Annotated in this window: 11 protein-coding genes and 2 pseudogenes; 3 read left to right on the forward strand and 10 right to left on the reverse strand. The window is 52.0% G+C overall.

Going from position 1 to position 18,039, the window contains the following annotated elements; all coding sequences use genetic code 11:
- Positions 1-126: 126 nt before the first annotated feature.
- Positions 127-1,971 carry a MucBP domain-containing protein gene (locus tag FD30_RS09470; RefSeq protein ID WP_056944824.1) on the reverse strand — a complete coding sequence of 615 codons (1,845 nt, stop codon included), beginning with the start codon at positions 1,969-1,971 and terminating at the stop codon, positions 127-129.
- Between the two features lie 246 nt (positions 1,972-2,217).
- Positions 2,218-3,375 (reverse strand): ArgE/DapE family deacylase, encoded by a 1,158-nt coding sequence (locus FD30_RS09475; RefSeq protein ID WP_056944825.1) that lies wholly within the window; start codon positions 3,373-3,375, stop codon positions 2,218-2,220.
- A gap of 623 nt (positions 3,376-3,998) precedes the next feature.
- Between FD30_RS09475 and FD30_RS09480 the strand changes: the two genes are divergently transcribed.
- The 3 genes and pseudogenes from FD30_RS09480 (at position 3,999) to FD30_RS11890 (ending at position 5,473) form a co-directional block, all read left to right on the forward strand.
- On the forward strand, positions 3,999-4,508 hold the full coding sequence (locus tag FD30_RS09480; protein WP_024747164.1) for a YbhB/YbcL family Raf kinase inhibitor-like protein: 510 nt from the start codon (positions 3,999-4,001) through the stop codon (positions 4,506-4,508).
- Positions 4,509-4,517: 9 nt separating this feature from the next.
- Positions 4,518-5,036 (forward strand): universal stress protein, encoded by a 519-nt coding sequence (locus tag FD30_RS09485; protein WP_024747163.1) that lies wholly within the window; start codon positions 4,518-4,520, stop codon positions 5,034-5,036.
- Between the two features lie 265 nt (positions 5,037-5,301).
- Positions 5,302-5,473 (forward strand): annotated as a pseudogene (locus FD30_RS11890) (putative holin-like toxin).
- A 275-nt stretch (positions 5,474-5,748) separates the two neighbouring features.
- On the opposite strand, the gene FD30_RS09495 reads toward FD30_RS11890, so the two are convergent.
- From FD30_RS09495 to FD30_RS09530, 8 genes and pseudogenes are all read right to left on the reverse strand, one after another.
- The gene (locus FD30_RS09495; RefSeq protein WP_024747161.1) at positions 5,749-6,528 is read right to left on the reverse strand and encodes a (S)-acetoin forming diacetyl reductase; all 780 of its coding nucleotides are present in this window, start codon (positions 6,526-6,528) and stop codon (positions 5,749-5,751) included.
- A 238-nt stretch (positions 6,529-6,766) separates the two neighbouring features.
- Positions 6,767-8,392, reverse strand: coding sequence for a glycoside hydrolase family 43 protein (locus FD30_RS09500; protein ID WP_056944827.1), 1,626 nt, complete (start codon positions 8,390-8,392; stop codon positions 6,767-6,769).
- Between the two features lie 48 nt (positions 8,393-8,440).
- A pseudogene (locus FD30_RS09505) lies at positions 8,441-9,913 on the reverse strand (MFS transporter).
- 174 nt (positions 9,914-10,087) lie between these two features.
- A complete protein-coding gene (locus FD30_RS09510) occupies positions 10,088-10,993 on the reverse strand; it encodes a helix-turn-helix domain-containing protein (RefSeq protein ID WP_024747158.1) in 906 nt (301 codons plus the stop codon).
- 238 nt (positions 10,994-11,231) lie between these two features.
- Entirely contained in the window at positions 11,232-12,620 is a 1,389-nt protein-coding gene (locus tag FD30_RS09515) for a sugar porter family MFS transporter (protein WP_056944828.1), read from the reverse strand.
- Positions 12,621-12,856: 236 nt separating this feature from the next.
- Entirely contained in the window at positions 12,857-14,365 is a 1,509-nt protein-coding gene (xylB, locus tag FD30_RS09520; protein ID WP_056944829.1) for a xylulokinase, read from the reverse strand.
- A 364-nt stretch (positions 14,366-14,729) separates the two neighbouring features.
- Entirely contained in the window at positions 14,730-16,079 is a 1,350-nt protein-coding gene (gene xylA, locus FD30_RS09525) for a xylose isomerase (protein ID WP_056944830.1), read from the reverse strand.
- A gap of 442 nt (positions 16,080-16,521) precedes the next feature.
- Positions 16,522-17,721, reverse strand: a complete 1,200-nt coding sequence (locus FD30_RS09530) for an ROK family protein (protein WP_056944831.1) — start codon at positions 17,719-17,721, stop codon at positions 16,522-16,524.
- Between the last annotated feature and the right edge of the window lie 318 nt (positions 17,722-18,039).

The following is an 18,039-nucleotide window of genomic DNA, read 5'->3' on the forward strand; positions in this document are numbered from 1 at the left end:
GTGACGATCACCACGTTTTTGTTTTAAGGCCGGTCCTAATAAAGCTATAGCAATGTCACTCAAGGAAGTGCTGTAAAACCAAGACAGTTTTACAGCGCTAATCTTAGGATGTTTGCGTGTCACCTTTTATTTCACTGCCTGACTAAAGTTCAAGTTCGCGGACACGTATTGCCCGTTCTTCAACAGGTACCGCGTGGTCAGGTTATGCCGAACCAGCTTCTTGACCGCCAAACGTTGACCCTGCCGGTAGTGAGTCTGCTTGTGGCTTAACTTCACATCCCGGTAGCCGTTTAGTCCCTTGACCACTTTGATGGCCTTAGGCTTGGTCGTGGCGTAAGTTCCCTTGACGTAAGCTTGCTGAGTCGTGATATAACCGCGCTTGCCGTAAGTCTTGGAGCCCTTATTCACGTCCTTGACCTGGTAGCGTAAGAGTCCCTTTTTCGAGTAAGCCGTCTTAACCACCACGAACTGTGGCCGCTTGGCCCGCGTCTGCTTAGGGAACCACTTCACCCGATTCTTCGCCGAGAAAGTTGCCGTCCGGTAGAACCCAATCTTCTTGACCGCCGTCACACTCATCTTAGGTTGAACCAGGTTGGCCGACCCCGACGATTCGAGGCTACTGGAACTTCCGGCAGACGATGAGCCGGTGGTACTGGACGAATCCGTACTGGAGCCACCACCCGAATTAGTATCGCCAGATGGGGTCGTGGCGCTAGATGAACTCGAGGAATTCAACGACTCGTCCGCGTCCTTTTGGTACACGAAGGTCACGCTCTGGGGGTCCGTGGTGTAGGTCCCGGAAGTGACACCTTGGGTATCCTGTAACGTGTAGCCGTCAATGGTCGGTGCTTCGACGGTAAAGGTCTCATCCAGCTTACCCGTCAATTGGTCGTCTTCCTTAATGGTCTTCCCGTCCTGGTCGTGATAACGGACCGTGACCGGCGCGCCATTTTCCTTTTCCGGCGTCAGTAGCGGTTCCCATTGGTAAGTCTCATTGCCAGACAACTCATCCGTATGGGTGCCGTCATAGAGCGCTTCCAATTCGCTAGTGGTGTACGCACGCTTGCCCGGCGTCCCCGCAGGCACGTACTTATCCTGAACGTTCTCCCACTTGCCCGTGTAGATCTCGGTATCCAATAACGGGTAGTGCGTAGTGTCCAGGTTAAGGAACGTTCCCTGGTTCAGCGTCATCTTGGGACTCAGGGTCAACTGGCGCAAGTTGCTGATCTGTGTGTAGCCCATCAGATAATTGGTGGGGGTCTCCGCCGCCCAATTTCCTAAGTTAAGGTTCATTAGATTATAGTCGTTGGACAGCATCATGAAGTTATTCGTCACACCGGCCGTATCCAAGCCAGATAAATCGAGGTCCGTGAGGTGACTATCCAGTGCAAACATGACCTGCATCCGCGTCAGATTGGGCGTCTCCAAACGTCCCAACTTTACGGTCTCTAGTGCCGAGTCCGAGTTAAACATGGCATCCATAGTCGTGACGTTGCGGGTGTCCCACCCCGTGATATCGGCCGTGGTGATTCCCGGATTCAAGGCTAACATCCCATTCATATCCGTCACATCGCTGACATCCAGGTCCGTTAGATTGTTAAATTGCGTGACCGTTGGTAGATTCGCCAGTAGATAGTACGAATTTTCTGGCGCCTTAACCTGCTTCCCAATCGTCAATTGCGTGACCGTGATATTGGTCGGGTCCGCCACCAACTGGTCAACGATAGCTCGCAGTGGACTCGTTTGGACCGTGGTTGACGGTAAGGTCCCGTTGCTTAAGGTCAGATTGCCGTCACTGGAAACCTGCCAGGTCGCCGTGCCGATGGTGCCACTCAGGGCATCCTTAGTAGTCGCTGCCTGAGCCACGATGGGCGTGGTCAGCGTTAGTGCTTGCTTTGTCAAGTTACCGGCCTGGCTGCCCCCCAAAAGTAAGCCTGCCAAGAGTAACGCCGTGGTCGTTTTCATCCGCATGTTGTTTCCCCCCATTTAATTTTGCGCACCCTTTCAGCCCCCTAATTAAGCGGTTTCAAAAAAGGTGTCGAACCCCGTTGGTCAATTGCCCGATTATTGCTGATAGCATCATACATGATTTACGATTAAATGTATACTATATAAACCTATCATTTAATGATAGGTTATTTCAAAAAAGAAGCTCCCGCTAAAAACGGGAACTTCTCAAGTTTTCAGATGATTATTTTCAGGAATCAGTTAAGCCGGTTATTTAGTAAATTGGGCGAAAAATGCGGGGATCAACTGCTGGTAAATCTGAATGGCTTGCAGATAGTCGTCCAAATCCACATACTCGTCTACCTGGTGCGACGTTGCGCTGCCGGGACCGATCTCGATGCTGGTAAAGTCACCCTTAGCCCGCAAGAATTCGGCGCCATCGTTGGCCCCGCCGGACCCTACGATCTGGGTATCGTGACCGCAGACCTGGTCGCTGACCTGCTTAGCCAGTTGAACCAACGGTGCGTTCGGGTCCCCCGGAATCGCTTCTTCGGGGTAACTGTAGCTTAACGTTAGCTGGACGCCGGGCTCTTGATTCAGCTGGGCAATCAAACCCTCCAATTCGGCGTACAGGACGTGGTTGGGGTACGCTGGAATCGTCCTCATGTTCGCCATCAATTCGGCGTGGGCGGGAATCGAATTGATCTGCTCACCGCCGGAAATCAGGTCGACGTTATGTAACAGACCACCCAAAACGGGATCGACTTTGGTGTGTTGCGCCATTAAGGGCCGAACCGCGTTATAGAAGGTCATCAGGTTGTCGATGGCGTTGATGCCCTTTTCCGGACTGGCACTGTGGCTGGCTTTCCCGGTCGACACCACCTTGTAGTCGATAACGCCCCGGGCAGTGTAGACCACGTTGTCCAGGCCACTGGGCTCGGCGATGACCAAGCCGGCCAGATGATCAGCATAGCCGGCGTCGGTCAGTTGGGCAGCCCCGTACTCACCGGTCTCCTCGCCCACCGTCGCCAGTAACCGAACGCTTCCTGGCAAGTCGACGCCCTGGTCTAAGAGGTCCAGCATGGTGACCACCAAAGCAGCCAGGCCGCTCTTCATGTCCGAAGTCCCGCGGCCGTACATCCGGCCGTCGACTATCTCGCCGCCAAAGGGATCGTGGTGCCAAGCTGTGGTATCGCCGGGGGCGACCACGTCCATGTGCCCAGACAGCCCCAGACGGGGACCCGCGGCATTGCCAATGGTCACAATCAGGTTATCTCGCCCGGGCGCATAGGTCAGACGTTCGACCTTAGCCTGGGGATACGGCGCAAACAGGTCCGCAATGTAATCGGCCACGTCGGCTTCATGGTCATTGACCGAAGGAATCTGAATCAAGTCCTGTAAAATCGTCAGCTTTTTCTCTGGTGTCACTACACATCCATCCCTTCACCAAACACGTAAGATGTTACCAGCATACACTCATCATCCTAAAAATCAATCATTTTCGCAAGATTATGCTAGTTTATTTAAATATATGAGTTTTTATACATTATAGATGAATATCAGTGGCGATATTCCCAAAAAATTAGGAATGTGTCATCCGCCTTACCGGTCGGCCAGACAGGGCTGGAACGCCGTGGGCACCACTTCGAGCCACAGAGCGGTCTCGAAGCTGGGCCTTTTCCTAGGCGAGCTGAAGAACGCTCACCAAGGAAAATTTCACGGCTGAGCCCTGTCTGGGCGCCCTCTCGGCTCACTGTAGTGCTTAAATCATCTGGCAGTCTTAGTTATGGACCAGCACCAACGTGAGGCCCCGGTAGCCGATAGGGCCCAGCCGGTGAAATTGGCGTTAGCCGAGTGGTCCTCTCGACTTAGGCCAAGGCCGAGCTTTAAGACGGGCGGGCTTTGCGCGGCTTAAAGTCGTGCCCACTGGCGTCACGGCCCTGCCATCGGCTACCGGGGCCGGAATTGTTCAGGAGTTCCCCCGCAAGACTCGCGAGGAGCCTGGTATCTGCGGTATAATAAGGTATGCACCACGACTTAGGAGGGATTTCATGCGTATCTTTGTACCGACAGAAAACGGGTACCTTGCCGATGACTACAGTAAGTACGCCACCGGTGACAACGTCTACGGTGGCCAACCCGTGACGTCGTTTCCCATCAGTCTCAGTAAATTACCCAAGAAAACGAAAACCTTAGCGTTGAACCTCATCGACTTCGACGCCGTTCCCGTCTCCGGGTTCCCCTGGATTCACTGGGTCGCCGCGAACTTTCCCGGCATGACCCGCGAGATTCCCGCGGACGTTTCCCGGACCAATGCGGTTCCCCACATCCACGGCCGGAACAGCAATGCCGGCTCACTAGTCGGCAACACCGACCCCGCCGTCTTCCAGAACTACACGGGCCCCTTCCCACCTGATAAGGACCACGACTACAGTCTGACCGTCTACGCACTGGACACGGTCCTGGACCTCAAGGATGGGTTCTGGTTGAACGACCTGTTACACCAGATCAACGGCCACGTCTTAGACACCGCCACGATCACGCTTCGTGGCCGGGCTTAGGGGGACACTATGGCAGAACAAACCAGTTATCAACGTATCCTAGTGCCCATCGATGGCTCCGTTCAAGCTGAGTTGGCCCTCAAAAAGGCCGTAGCGGTCGCCCAGGCCAATCACGCCCACATCGACCTCTTGAACGTGTTGCGCATCAACCATTACGGCTTCTACGCCAGTGGTTCCATGCCCGGTGACGTGATCCACGAGTTGACTCAGGACGCCACGTCCTACCTGAAATCACTGGTACAGACTACATCGGCTGCGACCGGCTTCAAGGATCTCGACTATCACGTTCGGTTCGGGAACCCCAAGACCGTCATCGCCCACGAATTCGTCCGTGACCACCAAAATGACCTGATCATGCTGGGGGCCACCGGACTGAGTGCCGTGGCTCGCATGGTTGAAGGGTCCGTTACGGCTTACGTCAGTCGGATGGCCCAAGTCGACGTCTTCGTCGTCCGGACTACCTTGACCGGCGAACCAGTCGACATGCAACAAGTTGCGACGAAGAACCAGGAACAACCGAAACTATAATTCATTAATTAATGGCGCCCCGCTAGCTTGTTGGGGCGCCTTTTTGAACCCTCGTGAGATCAAAAAGAGACTTCCCTTAGCTGAACACTAAAAGAAGTCTCTTGGGGGAACTTAACCAGCCGGCATCATGCATACTTTTCCATCAAAACCGTCTGGCGCCGATTCACCCACAATAACTATTATTATAAGCTTCGAGGCTTGGCTGGTTGTCACCAGTCCCTGTATACTAGATTTCGTAGAGCAGTTAAGGCGGTGGCTATTTCCGATTGGGGGTGGTGCTCATGGGATAATTCCTTTAGCACCCCAAAATCCTAACGAAAGGAGTAGCCGTAGTGTCCGTTTCGGACGCGTTACAATTAATGCTAGCTTTCGGGACCTTTACCATCGCCCTGATTGCATTGATTGTTGAGCTGATCAAAAATCAGCAAAAAAAATAACCGCCTTAGCTCTGGACAGCTAGCGGTTATTTAACCAATATTAAGCTACCACCGTCTTAAACGGCTCTACATTGGAAGTCCTGTTCACACAGGGCTTCTTTTGTTTACCCACAGTATAGCATGTCGCCGCCTAACTTTCGACTATTTTTAACTAGCCTCCGGTGGTGCTCAGAGTTGATTGGCAAAGCACATCTTCCCTGCCCTGCTACGCAAATAGCCGCCGTAATCCAGCAGATTACAGCGGCTATCAAGATTATTATTTAAGCCTTAAGCGGTTAGTGGAACTGCATCCCACCATCGACTTCAAGAGTTTGACCCGTAATGTAGTTGGAGTCTGGCCCAGCTAAGAAGCCAACCCCGTTAGCCACATCTTCGGGTTCGGAGAGCCGACCTAAGGTAATGTCCTTAGCGAAGGTCTGCATCCCCCATTCATCGCTCTTGCCGGCGTTTTGACCGACTCTGTGCGCGATGTCGTACATCATTGGCGTCTTCACGATCCCAGGCGCGTAGGCGTTGACCGTGATGTCTTCAGCGGCCAAGTCACGGGCTGCCACTTGGGTGATTCCCCGAATGGCGAACTTAGTCCCACTGTACAGGGCCAAGTTCGGGTTCCCGACAACCCCGGCTTGGGAAGTTGCGTTGATGACTTTCCCACCGTGGCCGAGTTCCTTGAACTTCGCGTGAGCCGCCTGGATGCCCCACAGCGTCCCCGCAACGTTAACGTGGTAGACTGTATCAAATTGTTCCGGAGTAATCGTGTCGATTGGGGTGGTTGGGCCTAAGCCGGCGTTGTTGACGATCACGTCAAAGCCGCCTAGCTTTTCGGCCGCCGTGTTGACCGCGTTGAAGACGCTGTCCCGGTCGGAAACGTCCGTCTTGACCGCAATCGCCTTGCCGCCATCGGCTTCGATTTCTGAAACCACCTTGTTGGCATTGTCTAAGTTCAAATCAGCAATTGCAACTGCAAAGCCATCGTTAGCTAAACGCTTCGAAATTGCTTCACCAATTCCTTGACCGCCACCAGTGACCATTGCTACTTTACCATTTGATGCCATGTGCCATTCACTCCTTTTTTATGAATGAAACTTTGTACATCTCCTATTCTACCAGAATTACAGTTTAATGAAAGCGGTAACTTAGCTTTTATTCCGGGATTCGTACCGGGTTGCTCAATAATTAATTTGGGTGATGGTTGACCTGGCGAAACACCTTATTTTCTTCACAAAATCAGCCCCCAGAAGGTGGACCTTCTGAGGGCTGATCATAACATCTATATGCTGGTCTCAAGCAACGTTAGTCGTCGCCCAATTCCTTGTAATCGAAGTAGTCGAATTCTGCGGTTTGGCCGTAGCCAGCGTAGTCGACCGCTGCCAGACCCACGAAGGCCCCAGTGAAGAATCCACCGTACGTTTGTAAGACGTAGTCGTCGGAAAGAATTGCGGCATCCAGTTCAACTGGAATTTCGTGCCATTCTGAACCGTCGAAGGAGTATTCGTAAGTGTAGGATTGCTTCCGCACCTTAGTCTTGAACCAGACATATTCCGTTCCGGCTGGAATCTGAATAGCTTGGTCCTTCAAGAAGGACGTGTAATTGTTGTTGTCGTTTTGCGCAACTTCAATCACTGGGCCCCGGTTCTCGTCACGGGTGATGTAGACCCATGAGTAGTGCTTGTCGTTGTAGAAGTTAACTAAGCCGGCCATGTTTTCGTAACGGGCTGGGTCAAACTTGACCTTGGTCTCCGCATCGAAGTTAAAGGCTTGCCAACGACGGGCAATCATGGAAACGTCGAACGTGCTGGATAAGGAGTGGTTCCCGACTAAGGTCAACTTGCCGTTACCAACCGTCCCTAACTTGTCCGTGAATGGTTGCCGTAAGGTGTTCCAGTTCAGGTCCAACTTGTCACTGTCGAATTCGTCGTGTTGGGAGTGGTCCTTCGGTGCCTTGGTTTCGATGGCACCCTTTGGCGCGTCCACTTCAACTTGACCGCCGTGACCGCCAACGACCCGTGGCCAGCCTTGGTCGTCCCATTCAACCTTTTGAATGGACGTTTCACGCCCTAAGGTACTCCAGCCCCGTGGATCATGGCTGGATTCCGTTGCATGGTTCCAAGGACGAGATACCAAGGATGCGTAGTACCATTCGCCTTCTGGCGTGTTGACCAGTGCCCCGTGACCTTGCTTCTGCAAGTAGAAGTCTGGGGTGTCCATGTTGGTGATGAATGGACCATCTGGTTCGCCCTCGAAGGACAGCTTGTCTAAGCTCTTAGAACGTGCAACCACTTCTTGGTGGGTGAAGACCGTGCCACCTTCAGCGGCGAACAGGTAGTAGTAACCGTTGATCTTGTACAGATGCGGCCCTTCAACCAACTTCACATCGTCACCGTTGTAGATGTTCCGGGCCGTTTCCGGCTTCAGCTTCATGGTCTTGGTGTCGAATTCCGTCAACGTAATCCCGTTGAACGGGTGGTGGTATTCACGGTGATCCCAGGTCTGTTGAACCAAGTACTTCCGACCGTCTTCGTCGTGGAATAATGAAGCATCGAAGCCCATGTTATTCAACTTGATTGGGTCGCTCCAAGGTCCGCGGATGTCGTCCGCCGTGGTCAGGTAGTTCTGCACATCCTTGAACGGTCCTTCAGTGACCTTCACGTCCGTGTAGACCAACCAGAACTTCCCATCAGCGTATGACAGGTCTGGTGCCCAGATCCCACCGGAAGATGGGTTCCCCTTCATGTCCAGCAACGTAGTGGTGGACAGTGGCGATGGCAACAGGTTCCAGTGAACTAAGTCTTGGGATTCGTGTAAACGAACACCAGGGAACCATTCGAACGTTGAATTGGCGATGTAGTACGTGTTTCCAACGCGAATGAAACTTGGGTCAGCGTTAAATCCAGGTAATACAGGGTTTTGAATTTTCATCAGTAATTTCGTCCTTTCTGAGCTAAACTCGACTAACGCAACGACGCTTTAAATTTGGCTAGCTTTCTTTTCCTTTTCGATTTCCAAGTTGATCCGGTCAACTTCAGAATCGCTCAATGGGTAACGGCTCATGACCCACATGGCAACGAAGGCCAAAATGATTGGTAACCAGATCATCGACCACTGGATACCAGCTAAGGCACCGGCACTTTGCGTAGCTTTGGCACCATCAAACTTGAAGAAGGCGTTAATGTACCCAGGGATAATCCCCCCAAGGGCCAACCCAATCTTGTAGAACAGACCCATGATGGAGTTAATAATTCCGGCAACCCGCTTCTTGGACTTGTATTCCCCGTAAGACACAACTTCGGGAACCAGAGACCACATGTAACCAGTAGCGGCGGTAATCCCCCATTACATCAAGAACCGGCCAATGTAACCTAAGGCAACGGCGTTCTTGAAGGCTGGGAAGGACCATACCCACAGAATTAACGTCCCAATAACGAACAGGCTTAAGAAAATGTAGAAGAATTGTTTCTTCCCAATCTTCTTCCGGACGATTGGCCATAAGAAGACTAAGAAAATCCCAGGAATGGAACCAATCAAGTTGATGGAAGCCATCCATTCGGAGTGACCAATGTTGTATTGCATGTAGAATGGCCATACCGTGTTTCCAAAGAACATGAAAGTAAATCCGACTAAGAAGAAGAACCCAAGAACTTGTAACGGTTTGTTGTTCTTAAATTCGTACCACAGGTCAGAGTACTTAACGGATTGTGATTCTTCTTCCGTTGGTAAGACCCGTTCCTTGATCCCACTGTACGTGGTCATCAACATGATGAACCCGATAACCATGTAGATGGCCATCACGATGAAGTAGGCTTTCCCGGCCTTAGGAGACGTGTAATCCCCTAAGTTCAGGTGAATTCCGAACAACCCGATATCCTTAGAGACCGGATTTGGTGATGCTAATTGAACAAACAATGGCAAGAACGTGTAAACTAATAAATTCCCAATGTTGGCTTCGGTCATCCGGACCGTGGTCAACGTTGAAACTTCGTTGTTATCCCGCGTCAATGAGGCGTTCAAGGCCCCGTAAGGAATGTTAACGAACGAGTAAATCAAAGCGGTCAGCAGGTAAGCGATGAATGCGTACATCACGTTGCCCCGTAAGCTGGCACTTGGCAGGAACAGCAATGCGGCCATAACCGTCAATGGAATCCCACCGTAGATTAAGTATGGCTTGTATTTCCCAGCCTTAAAGTTATGTTTGTCGACAAAGGCGCCGACCCACGGATCCCAGAAGACGTTGACCCAACGAACAATTAAGAAAATCGTTGCCCCGGCAGCGGCTGAAATTCCATAAACCGTGGTCAGGTAGAACAGTAACATCGAACCAACAGTCCCGAAGATTAAGTTTTGCGCTAAATCCCCAGCACCATAGCTGATTCGCTCACGCCAAGATAGTTTGGCAAATTCATCGGTCGCGGCTTTGGTCGTCGATTCCGTATTTGCAGCCATCTGTATGAACTCCCTTCGAAATGCTTTTCTATGTGATTATCCCCGTAAGGCGCCTTCCGGGGATTTGTACTTGTGATGATTTTAGCTATGTCTCATTCACAACTACATTGTAATCGCTTACAGATTGAAAAGATAGATTCAGGAGTGACGGCTTTTTGTCAAATCGTGACCTTTTCATTCAAAATATCCACTTCCCCGGACGGTCCGAACCCGCCGCTTCTGAGTGGCTTGCTGCTGGTATTTGCTGGGGGTCGTTCCCGACCATTTCTTGAATTGTTTGCTAAAAGCAGAGACGCTCTGGGCCCCGATCAAGTGCGAAACTTGCTCAATCGTGTATTCTGGCGAACCCAACAACATTTTAGCCTTAGCATACTTTTTGTCTTCTAAATAATGTAACGGCGTGATGCCGTAAACCTTACGAAAGACCCGGTGACCGTACCCCGCACTGATGTTCAAGTGCTGACAGGTCTCTTCGAAACTGCCCAATACCGGTTGGTCAGACTTCAAGTCATCCGTCATCAGATCGGCTAACGACCGGGCCAACTTAGCTTCCCGGTCGGTATAGCTGCGTTCTGATTTGCGGAACTTCTCCCCGTTATGGACAATACTGTAGAGAAACTGGAGGAAAACAATCTGCAGTTGTAGCTGCTTTTCCTCCTCCGTCAGCTGATCATCCTTACTGATATCTACGAATTGGTGCGCCGTTTCCAGCGCCATTTGGGCAAAGAAGCTATCAGCATGGTACACCGAATTAGCCACATAACTGATCAGCTTCGATTTCAAGTTGAGGTTTTCCATATCGAAGTGACAGGTAATGTAGGTCATTGTTTCGGTCGCGCTCGCGTTCTCATTCACGTGCCAGGTCCCCGGCGAGATGATCAAGACCTCTCCCGGTCCATAAACCATGGGTGGCAAGTGCTTCAGCTCCGTCTTCTGTTGGCCCGCGACCACACACATTAGCTCAAACGATTGGTGTTGCTGACCGAAGAATTTCCAGCCACCGGCCACGGTTCGCATATGTCCCCCAAATAACCGAATACTGGACTCCAAGCTCGGAATCGCGACAAAATCGTTGGTCATTTGTGCCATCACCCTTCTTTAAAACCTTTTGGATTTGTCTATTTATGACCTTATTCTGGTCATTTATCCACTAGTTCGAAGAAAAACTAACTGCACCAATTCTCACTCTCACTTGAAGCATAGCACAGCCGCTTCGTAACTAAAATAGTTTTGCGATTGAATTTAACTCCGCGTTCATTAAGAACAGCAGAAAGGACCGCCCTCACCGGAACGGCCCAAAAACTGGTATTCAATTCAGTTAGTTCGCGCTATGCGTCGCGGGCGCAACGGTTGCTGACACCGTTTCACCACTCCGTTCACGCAACGTGGCTTCAATCTCTTCCAACGACCGGTTCCGCGTCTCGAAGACCATCTTGTGGACGAACCAGATGGACAAGAAGCACAGGACACCGTAGCCGATGAACAAGCTCCCCGTGCCGAAGAAGTCCAGTAAGGATGGGAAGGTCAACGAAACCACCATGTTCGCCGTCCAGTTGATGACACTGGCGAAGGAGTTCCCTAACCCCCGAATGTTTAACGGGAAGACTTCCCCAATCATGACCCACATCACGGGACCCCAGGTGGCGGAGAAGAACGCAATGTAGACCGTCAAGGCAATCACACAGACCACAGCGGCGGCAAAAGATCCCCCGGAGAACTTCATGGCAATGCTCATGATGAACAGGGAAATCCCCATGCCCACGGCACCAATGATTAGCATCTTCTTCCGGTCGATCTTATCCATGATGGAAACGGCCACCGCCGTCACAATCACGTTAAAAATACCGATACCGATGTGCGCCAGTAACGCGGCCGAACCCCCGAAACCGACATCCGTAAAGATGGTTGGCGCGTAGTACAACACGGTGTTGCATCCCATGACTTGTTGGAAAATGGCTAACCCAATCCCAATGATCAGAGCTGGCCGAACCGTCTTACCGAAGAGTTCGGTCCAACCGCCACTGACGATTTGAGCTTGCTTTTGAATCTGGGTGATTTCGGCGTTTACCGCTGCCTGGTCGTGCTTGTTCATGGTATCCAAAACGGCCCGCGCTTCATCAACCTTCCCCGTCTTGACTAAGAACCGGGGACTTTCTGGTAAAATCAGCCCACCTAAGAAGAGCAAAGCAGCTGGAATCGCGGCGAACCCTAACATCCACCGCCAACCGGTGTACATCCCGGCGAACGTGTAATTGGTCACGTAGGCGATGAAAATCCCCGTCATGACCATTAACTGGAAGAGGCTAGAAACCGTCCCCCGCTTATCAGCGGGTGCCAATTCGGCCAAGTAAGTCGGAATCAACGCTGAAGCGGCCCCCACGGCCATCCCCAAGATGATCCGGGAAATGATCAGGGTCCAGAACTCTGGCGAGAACGCCGAGCCTAACGCCCCGATAAAGAAAATAATGGCAGAAAGCAATAAGAGTTTACGCCGACCATACCGGTCTGACGATGGGCCAATGATGGCGGCCCCTAAGATGGCCCCTAGTAAGACGGCACTCACGACCCAGCCCTGTTGCCAGGATCCCAGGTGCATCTGGCGTTGGATGAAGAGGATGGCACCGGAGATGACCCCGGTATCGTAACCAAACAACAACCCGCCGAGTGCACCGAAGAAGTACACAAACCCAGTTGATACCTTATGCATAATTTTAGCTCCTTTGACATTCGAGAATTGAGATCTATAAGTGTAAGTTGGTCGATCAAAATCCGAATTAGTTGGTGTGGACAACCAACCAAGGAGTAGTCTAACACAAGTTTTGCGTAAAAAGAAAGCGTTTTCTGAAAATTTCATTACCTTTTTATTTAGGCGTTTTCACGAGACGCCAAAAGCCGGGTCACATAACTGTAATCCGGTAATTGACAATTAATCTGGATGATTTTTTACAGGTTATTCCGCCGGTAGTCCAACAGTTGGGCACTGATCGACTTGGTCTGCGCGTAGACCTGCTTGTAGATCTGGTGTAATTCAGCGTACTTCTTAACGTTCTCTGGGTTCGGTTCGTAGACTTTCCCAAAGTCGACGAAGGTCTTGGCACAGTCCTGCAGTGAATCGAACCAGCCCAGTCCAGTGGCGGCCATCATTGCGGCCCCCATGCCTGGTCCCTGCTCGTTCTTCAGGCTAACGACTTTACGGTTAAAGATGTCGGCTTGAATCTGCAGCCAAAGTGGGCTCTTGGCCCCACCACCAATGGAAACTACCGTATCGAAGTCGCCGCCATTTTCTTCGTAGATGTCGAAGATGTCCCGGAACGAAAAGGTGATGCCTTCCAGCACGGCCCGCACAAAGTCATGACGTTGGTCCGTCCCATCGACCCCGGTAAAGCTCCCCCGGATGTCGGCATCCGCGTACGGTGCCCGTTCACCCACGATGTACGGCGTGTAGAGTAAACCATTAGCCCCGACCGTTGACTTCGCAGCACTGGAAACAAAGTCCGTGAAGTCTTCCACTGGTGCGAAGGTCTTCTTGAACCAGCTCAACGAATAGCCCGCCGCCAGGGTAACGCCCATCGAGTAGAACTTGTCTGGGATGGCGTGGTCTTCAAACTGCAAGACCCCGTGATAGTTGACGTCCGCGTTGTCTTCGTACTTCAAGACCACCCCAGACGTCCCAATGCTGGAGAGCACCATGTTAGGCTGTAAGATTCCGGCCCCCACGGCACCGGCCGCGTTATCGGCGGCCCCACCAAAGACCTTCGTGTCCGTGGTCAACCCGGAGAATTCAGCGTAAGCGGGCGTAACCGTCCCCGCCAAGTCGATCGACTTGATCAACGGTGGGCACATACTCATCGGAATATCGAAGACGTCACAGATTCGTTGACTCCATTCGCCCTTAGCCACGTCCAACAGCACCGTCCCGGTGGCGTCGGAGTAGTCCATGGCCAGGTTCCCGGTCATCCGGTAACGCACGTAGTCCTTGGGCAGTACAAAGTACTTGGCCTTAGCCCAGATGTCCGGTTCATTCTCCTTGACCCACAACAGCTTGGTCAGCGTAAAGCCTTCCAGGGGCCGGTTCCGCGTGATGTCGACGAATTCGTCGCCCATCTTGGCTTCGATTTCTTCCCGTTGTGGCGTACTCCGGGTATCGTTCCAGAGGATGGATGGCCGCAAGACCTTCTTGTTTTCGTCCAAGAGGACCAACCCGTGCATTTGCCCGGAGAAGCTCAATCCTTCAATGTCTTCGGCTGCCAAGTGGTCGTTTAGAATCAATCGCACAATGGCGACCGTGGTCCCGGAGACCCAGTCTTCTGGATTCTGTTCATTATAGCCTGGTTGCTTCTGAATCAAGTCGTAGCCGAAGCTTTCTTGGGCAACAATCTGCCCGCTGTGGTCGAGGGCGGAGACCTTAACGGCACTCGTGCCTAGGTCGACCCCCAGTACATACTTTCCCATTAGTATAACCCTCCTGCTGATAATCACTGACGATGCGTCGTACGTCCCCGTTTCGGAAGCTGAACCCCCACAAGCCCGTTTAAGCCGTACGCCTTCTGATCAGTCCTGACTCGGCACCACTCATCTTCGTGGCAGAGCCTGTAAGTTGATCGTATACCCAAGCATGACGACGAGAAAACCGCATTCTGTTCCTGACTGACCAGTCCAAAGGCGTCCGGAGCAATCTGGTTCGACCCGTGCAGCACACACGGGGTGCTTGTGGTGGTTCAACCCCCGAAATTCAGGGGTTCTTTGACGAAAAATGGAGAACGGACCTCCGTCCATCCTCCATCTTTCGTGTGTTCAGTTAACCGCGATCACCGCATTACTTGCTCAGCGTGTCGATGATGTAGTGGTTGATGGTGTCTTTGATTTCTTCCAAGTGGTCGGAGTGCGTTGCGGCCAACAATTCGGATTGTGGCTTGTCGATTGCGTACTTTTCAAGGGACTTGAAGTCAGCCTTGCCGCTTTCGATATCAGCACCGATACCGGATTCGTATGAGCTGTAACGGTCCTTCTTGATTTGGTCTAAGAAGCCGTCTTCCTTCATGGCAACGGCAACCCGCAAACCAGCGGCGAAGCTGTCCATGCCGACGATGTGGCCGTAGAACAGGTCGTTTGGTTCGAAGGATGAACGACGAGGCTTAGCATCGAAGTTCAACCCACCGCGAGGGCCGATTGAGCCGTTTTCAACGACTTCGTACATTGCAGCCGTCGTTTCGTACAAGTTGGATGGGTATTCATCGATATCCCAGCCGATCAACTTGTCACCTTGGTTGGCATCCAGAGAACCTAAGAGGCCAGCTTCACGGGCAACGCGGATTTCGTGTTGGTAAGTGTGACCAGCCAAGTTGGCGTGGTTACCTTCCAAGTTCAACTTGAAGTCTTTGTCCAGACCGTATTCCTTCATGAAGGCAATCGTAGTTGCGGCATCGAAGTCGTATTGGAACGTAGTTGGTTCCTTTGGCTTTGGTTCGAGCAACATTTGTGCGTCAAAGCCAATTTCGTTTGCGTAGTCCTTAGCCATGTGGAAGAACTTCGCTGCGTGTTCTTGTTCTTCCTTCATGTTAGTGTTCCAGAGTGATTCGTAACCTTCACGGCCACCCCAGAAGACATAGTTTTCAGAGCCAACCCGCTTACCAATTTCCAGGCTGTGCTTCAATTGAGCGGCACAGTAAGCGTAGATGTCAGCGTATGGTGACGTTGCGGCCCCTTCAACGAAGCGTGGGTTGGTGAACATGTTTGACGTGTTCCAAAGAACCTTCATGCCAGAAGTCTTTTGGTAGTCAACGATCTTGTCAACGACCTTGTCCAGGTTCTTGTTGGTTTCACGTAAAGTGTCGCCTTCAGGTGCCAAGTCGCGGTCGTGGAAGCACAGGTAGTCAACGCCCAACTTGTCGTAGAATTCGAACGCTGCGTCAACCTTAGCTAAAGCTAAGTCCATTGGGTCGGTGTACTTGTCGTAAGGACGTTGCGCAGTCCCGTCACCGAATGGGTCAACTAAGCGTTGGTCAAAGGTGTGCCAGTAGGCAACGGCGAACCGTAACCAGTCGCGCATCTTCTTGCCGCCGATAACTTCGTCTGGATTGTAGTATTGAAAACCTAAACCTGATTTTTTGTCGCTGTGGCCGACGTATTGAATCTTGTCGACGCCTTTCCAATATTCTTCAGTCATAATTAATTTAGCTCCTTTGGGTTAGTTCGTTGTTACAACCAACTTACAAATCTTATTATACACGGGTTCTTTTTTGGTGCAAGCGTTTTCGGGCAAAAAGTTCAACTTTTTGTATCCGGTTTCACACGCGCCCCCGCTAACCCCAACTGGCCGTAAGCCGGACCGGTCCTCCCTGGTTTTTCAAATTTTAAACCCAGTTCAAAAAGGCGGTCCCCCGTTAATGAGGGACCGCCGAACGCGTTTCTTCTATATAAAGTGAGCTGATTTTCGCCACACCAATTCGCCAGTTGCGCAGACTGCTTAATTGACTAACCACGATAACTCAGAAATCGCCCTAGTCAAAGGCCCAGCTTCAAGCTCGAAGTGGCGCCCACGGCATTCCAGCCCTATCTGGGTGCTCGGTAAGGCGCTGACTAGCGCTACCAGTCGGCCCGAATGCCGTTTACTGTTCCGTCGGCGTTGACGTTTCTGGCCGTTCAAAGGTTAATTCGTACCCGTCCAAGGCTAAGGCCTTATGGGTAATCAGGGAACAGCCTCCCAGGACCGTCGCCAACCGCGCGTTGGTGGTCAGGTCGATGGTCACGTCGTTTTGGGCCAACTTCTGGTAGCCCGCCCGAATCTGGGTCAGCAGGTCCGGCAACTCTTCGATCAGCGGCGAGTTCAAGAAGAACGCGTCAGGATCGAGGGTCCGCATGGTGTTGTAGATCAGACTGCTGATGGCAATCGTGGCCCGTTGGAGAATCACCGCCAGATCCGTATCGTGGTCGCGGTACAGGCGCACAATGTCGGACCTGTCTAAGTTATCCAGGCCCTTCTGCTCTTCGACTTGGCGAATGATGGCGTCTTCGGAACTAATCTCTTCGGCCCGAATCGGCGTCAACCGGCCCTGGTCATTAGTGGTCACGTTCAGAATCGTCTGCCCGATTTCGCCAGCATCCCCGTGTTCCCCGCGGAACAGGTCGCGGTGCAGAATGACCCCGGCCCCGATTCCTCGATGAATACTGATGGTGACGGTACTGTTGAGCTGCCGAGCGCCGTTAAAGTCGCGCTCATAGATGGCCGACAGGTTGGCTTCGTTTTCCAGCACCACGGGAACCTGGTAACGGTCACTAAAGACCTGTTCCAGGTCCACCCCGTCCATGTCGATAAACGGCGAGGTCTGCACCCGATTCTGGTTCACGATTCCGTGAATCGAGAAACAGATGCCCAGCAAGCCGTGGCTGGTGGTATCGGTCTCCTGGAGCTGAGCGATGTACTGGTTGATCCGGTCGATCATGTCGTGGATGGTCTGACCCTTAGTGTCAATGCGGTCATACTGCCAGATGTGCCCGTTCAAGTTGGTGGCTAACGCGTGAAGATGGCGGTAGCCTAGGTCAAACGTCAACGTGTAGCCGTAGTCTTGATTGATTGCGACTAACGTTGGTTTGCGGCCCCCCGCCGTCGAAGCATCCCCTAATCCCAGCTCGGACAGGTACCCATCGGCCATCAGGGTGTTGTAGAGTGAGGAGACCGTGGATTTGTTCAAGTTTAACTGGTGAGAAATTTCGATACGGGAGGTTGGATGGTTGTTAAAAATTTGTTGTAGGACCAGCTTGAGATTCTGGTCGTGCAACTGATTACGATTCATACTGCGACGAACCATACGCATTCCCTCCTTTAATCCGTTGGTGCGCCCCCGCCAAAATCCCAACTAACTTCATTCTCCAGCAACCGGGACCGAGCCTCGATTGAAAGCGATTGCAGTTCTGCGACGATGGTTGGGCGAACCAACTAACCCTAGTATCGTCCTCCCGCTCTAAAAATTCAACCGTTTTTCCGATTTCCGTTCAAACTTCCCCCATTAAAGTGGGGTTGGGCCACTAACAGGAGACCGGCAACCCAAAAACCAGCCCCCATTTTCAGCAGGCTGGTTCCCGTGACAATCAATAATTTATTGCTGCTCGTCCAACCGGCGCGCGCA

This window comes from Levilactobacillus namurensis DSM 19117, assembly GCF_001434785.1.
Classification (GTDB): domain Bacteria; phylum Bacillota; class Bacilli; order Lactobacillales; family Lactobacillaceae; genus Levilactobacillus; species Levilactobacillus namurensis.

Excerpts from the sequence above, each read along its gene's own strand:
- xylA (WP_056944830.1), bottom strand. The coding sequence starts at position 16,079 with ATGACTGAAGAATATTGGAAAGGCGTCGACAAGATTCAATACGTCGGC.
- FD30_RS09470 (WP_056944824.1), bottom strand. The coding sequence starts at position 1,971 with ATGCGGATGAAAACGACCACGGCGTTACTCTTGGCAGGCTTACTTTTG.
- FD30_RS09485 (WP_024747163.1), top strand. The coding sequence starts at position 4,518 with ATGGCAGAACAAACCAGTTATCAACGTATCCTAGTGCCCATCGATGGC.
- FD30_RS09530 (WP_056944831.1), bottom strand. The coding sequence starts at position 17,721 with ATGGTTCGTCGCAGTATGAATCGTAATCAGTTGCACGACCAGAATCTC.
- FD30_RS09480 (WP_024747164.1), top strand. The coding sequence starts at position 3,999 with ATGCGTATCTTTGTACCGACAGAAAACGGGTACCTTGCCGATGACTAC.
- FD30_RS09500 (WP_056944827.1), bottom strand. The coding sequence starts at position 8,392 with ATGAAAATTCAAAACCCTGTATTACCTGGATTTAACGCTGACCCAAGT.
- FD30_RS09495 (WP_024747161.1), bottom strand. The coding sequence starts at position 6,528 with ATGGCATCAAATGGTAAAGTAGCAATGGTCACTGGTGGCGGTCAAGGA.
- FD30_RS09510 (WP_024747158.1), bottom strand. The coding sequence starts at position 10,993 with ATGACCAACGATTTTGTCGCGATTCCGAGCTTGGAGTCCAGTATTCGG.
- FD30_RS09515 (WP_056944828.1), bottom strand. The coding sequence starts at position 12,620 with ATGCATAAGGTATCAACTGGGTTTGTGTACTTCTTCGGTGCACTCGGC.
- xylB (WP_056944829.1), bottom strand. The coding sequence starts at position 14,365 with ATGGGAAAGTATGTACTGGGGGTCGACCTAGGCACGAGTGCCGTTAAG.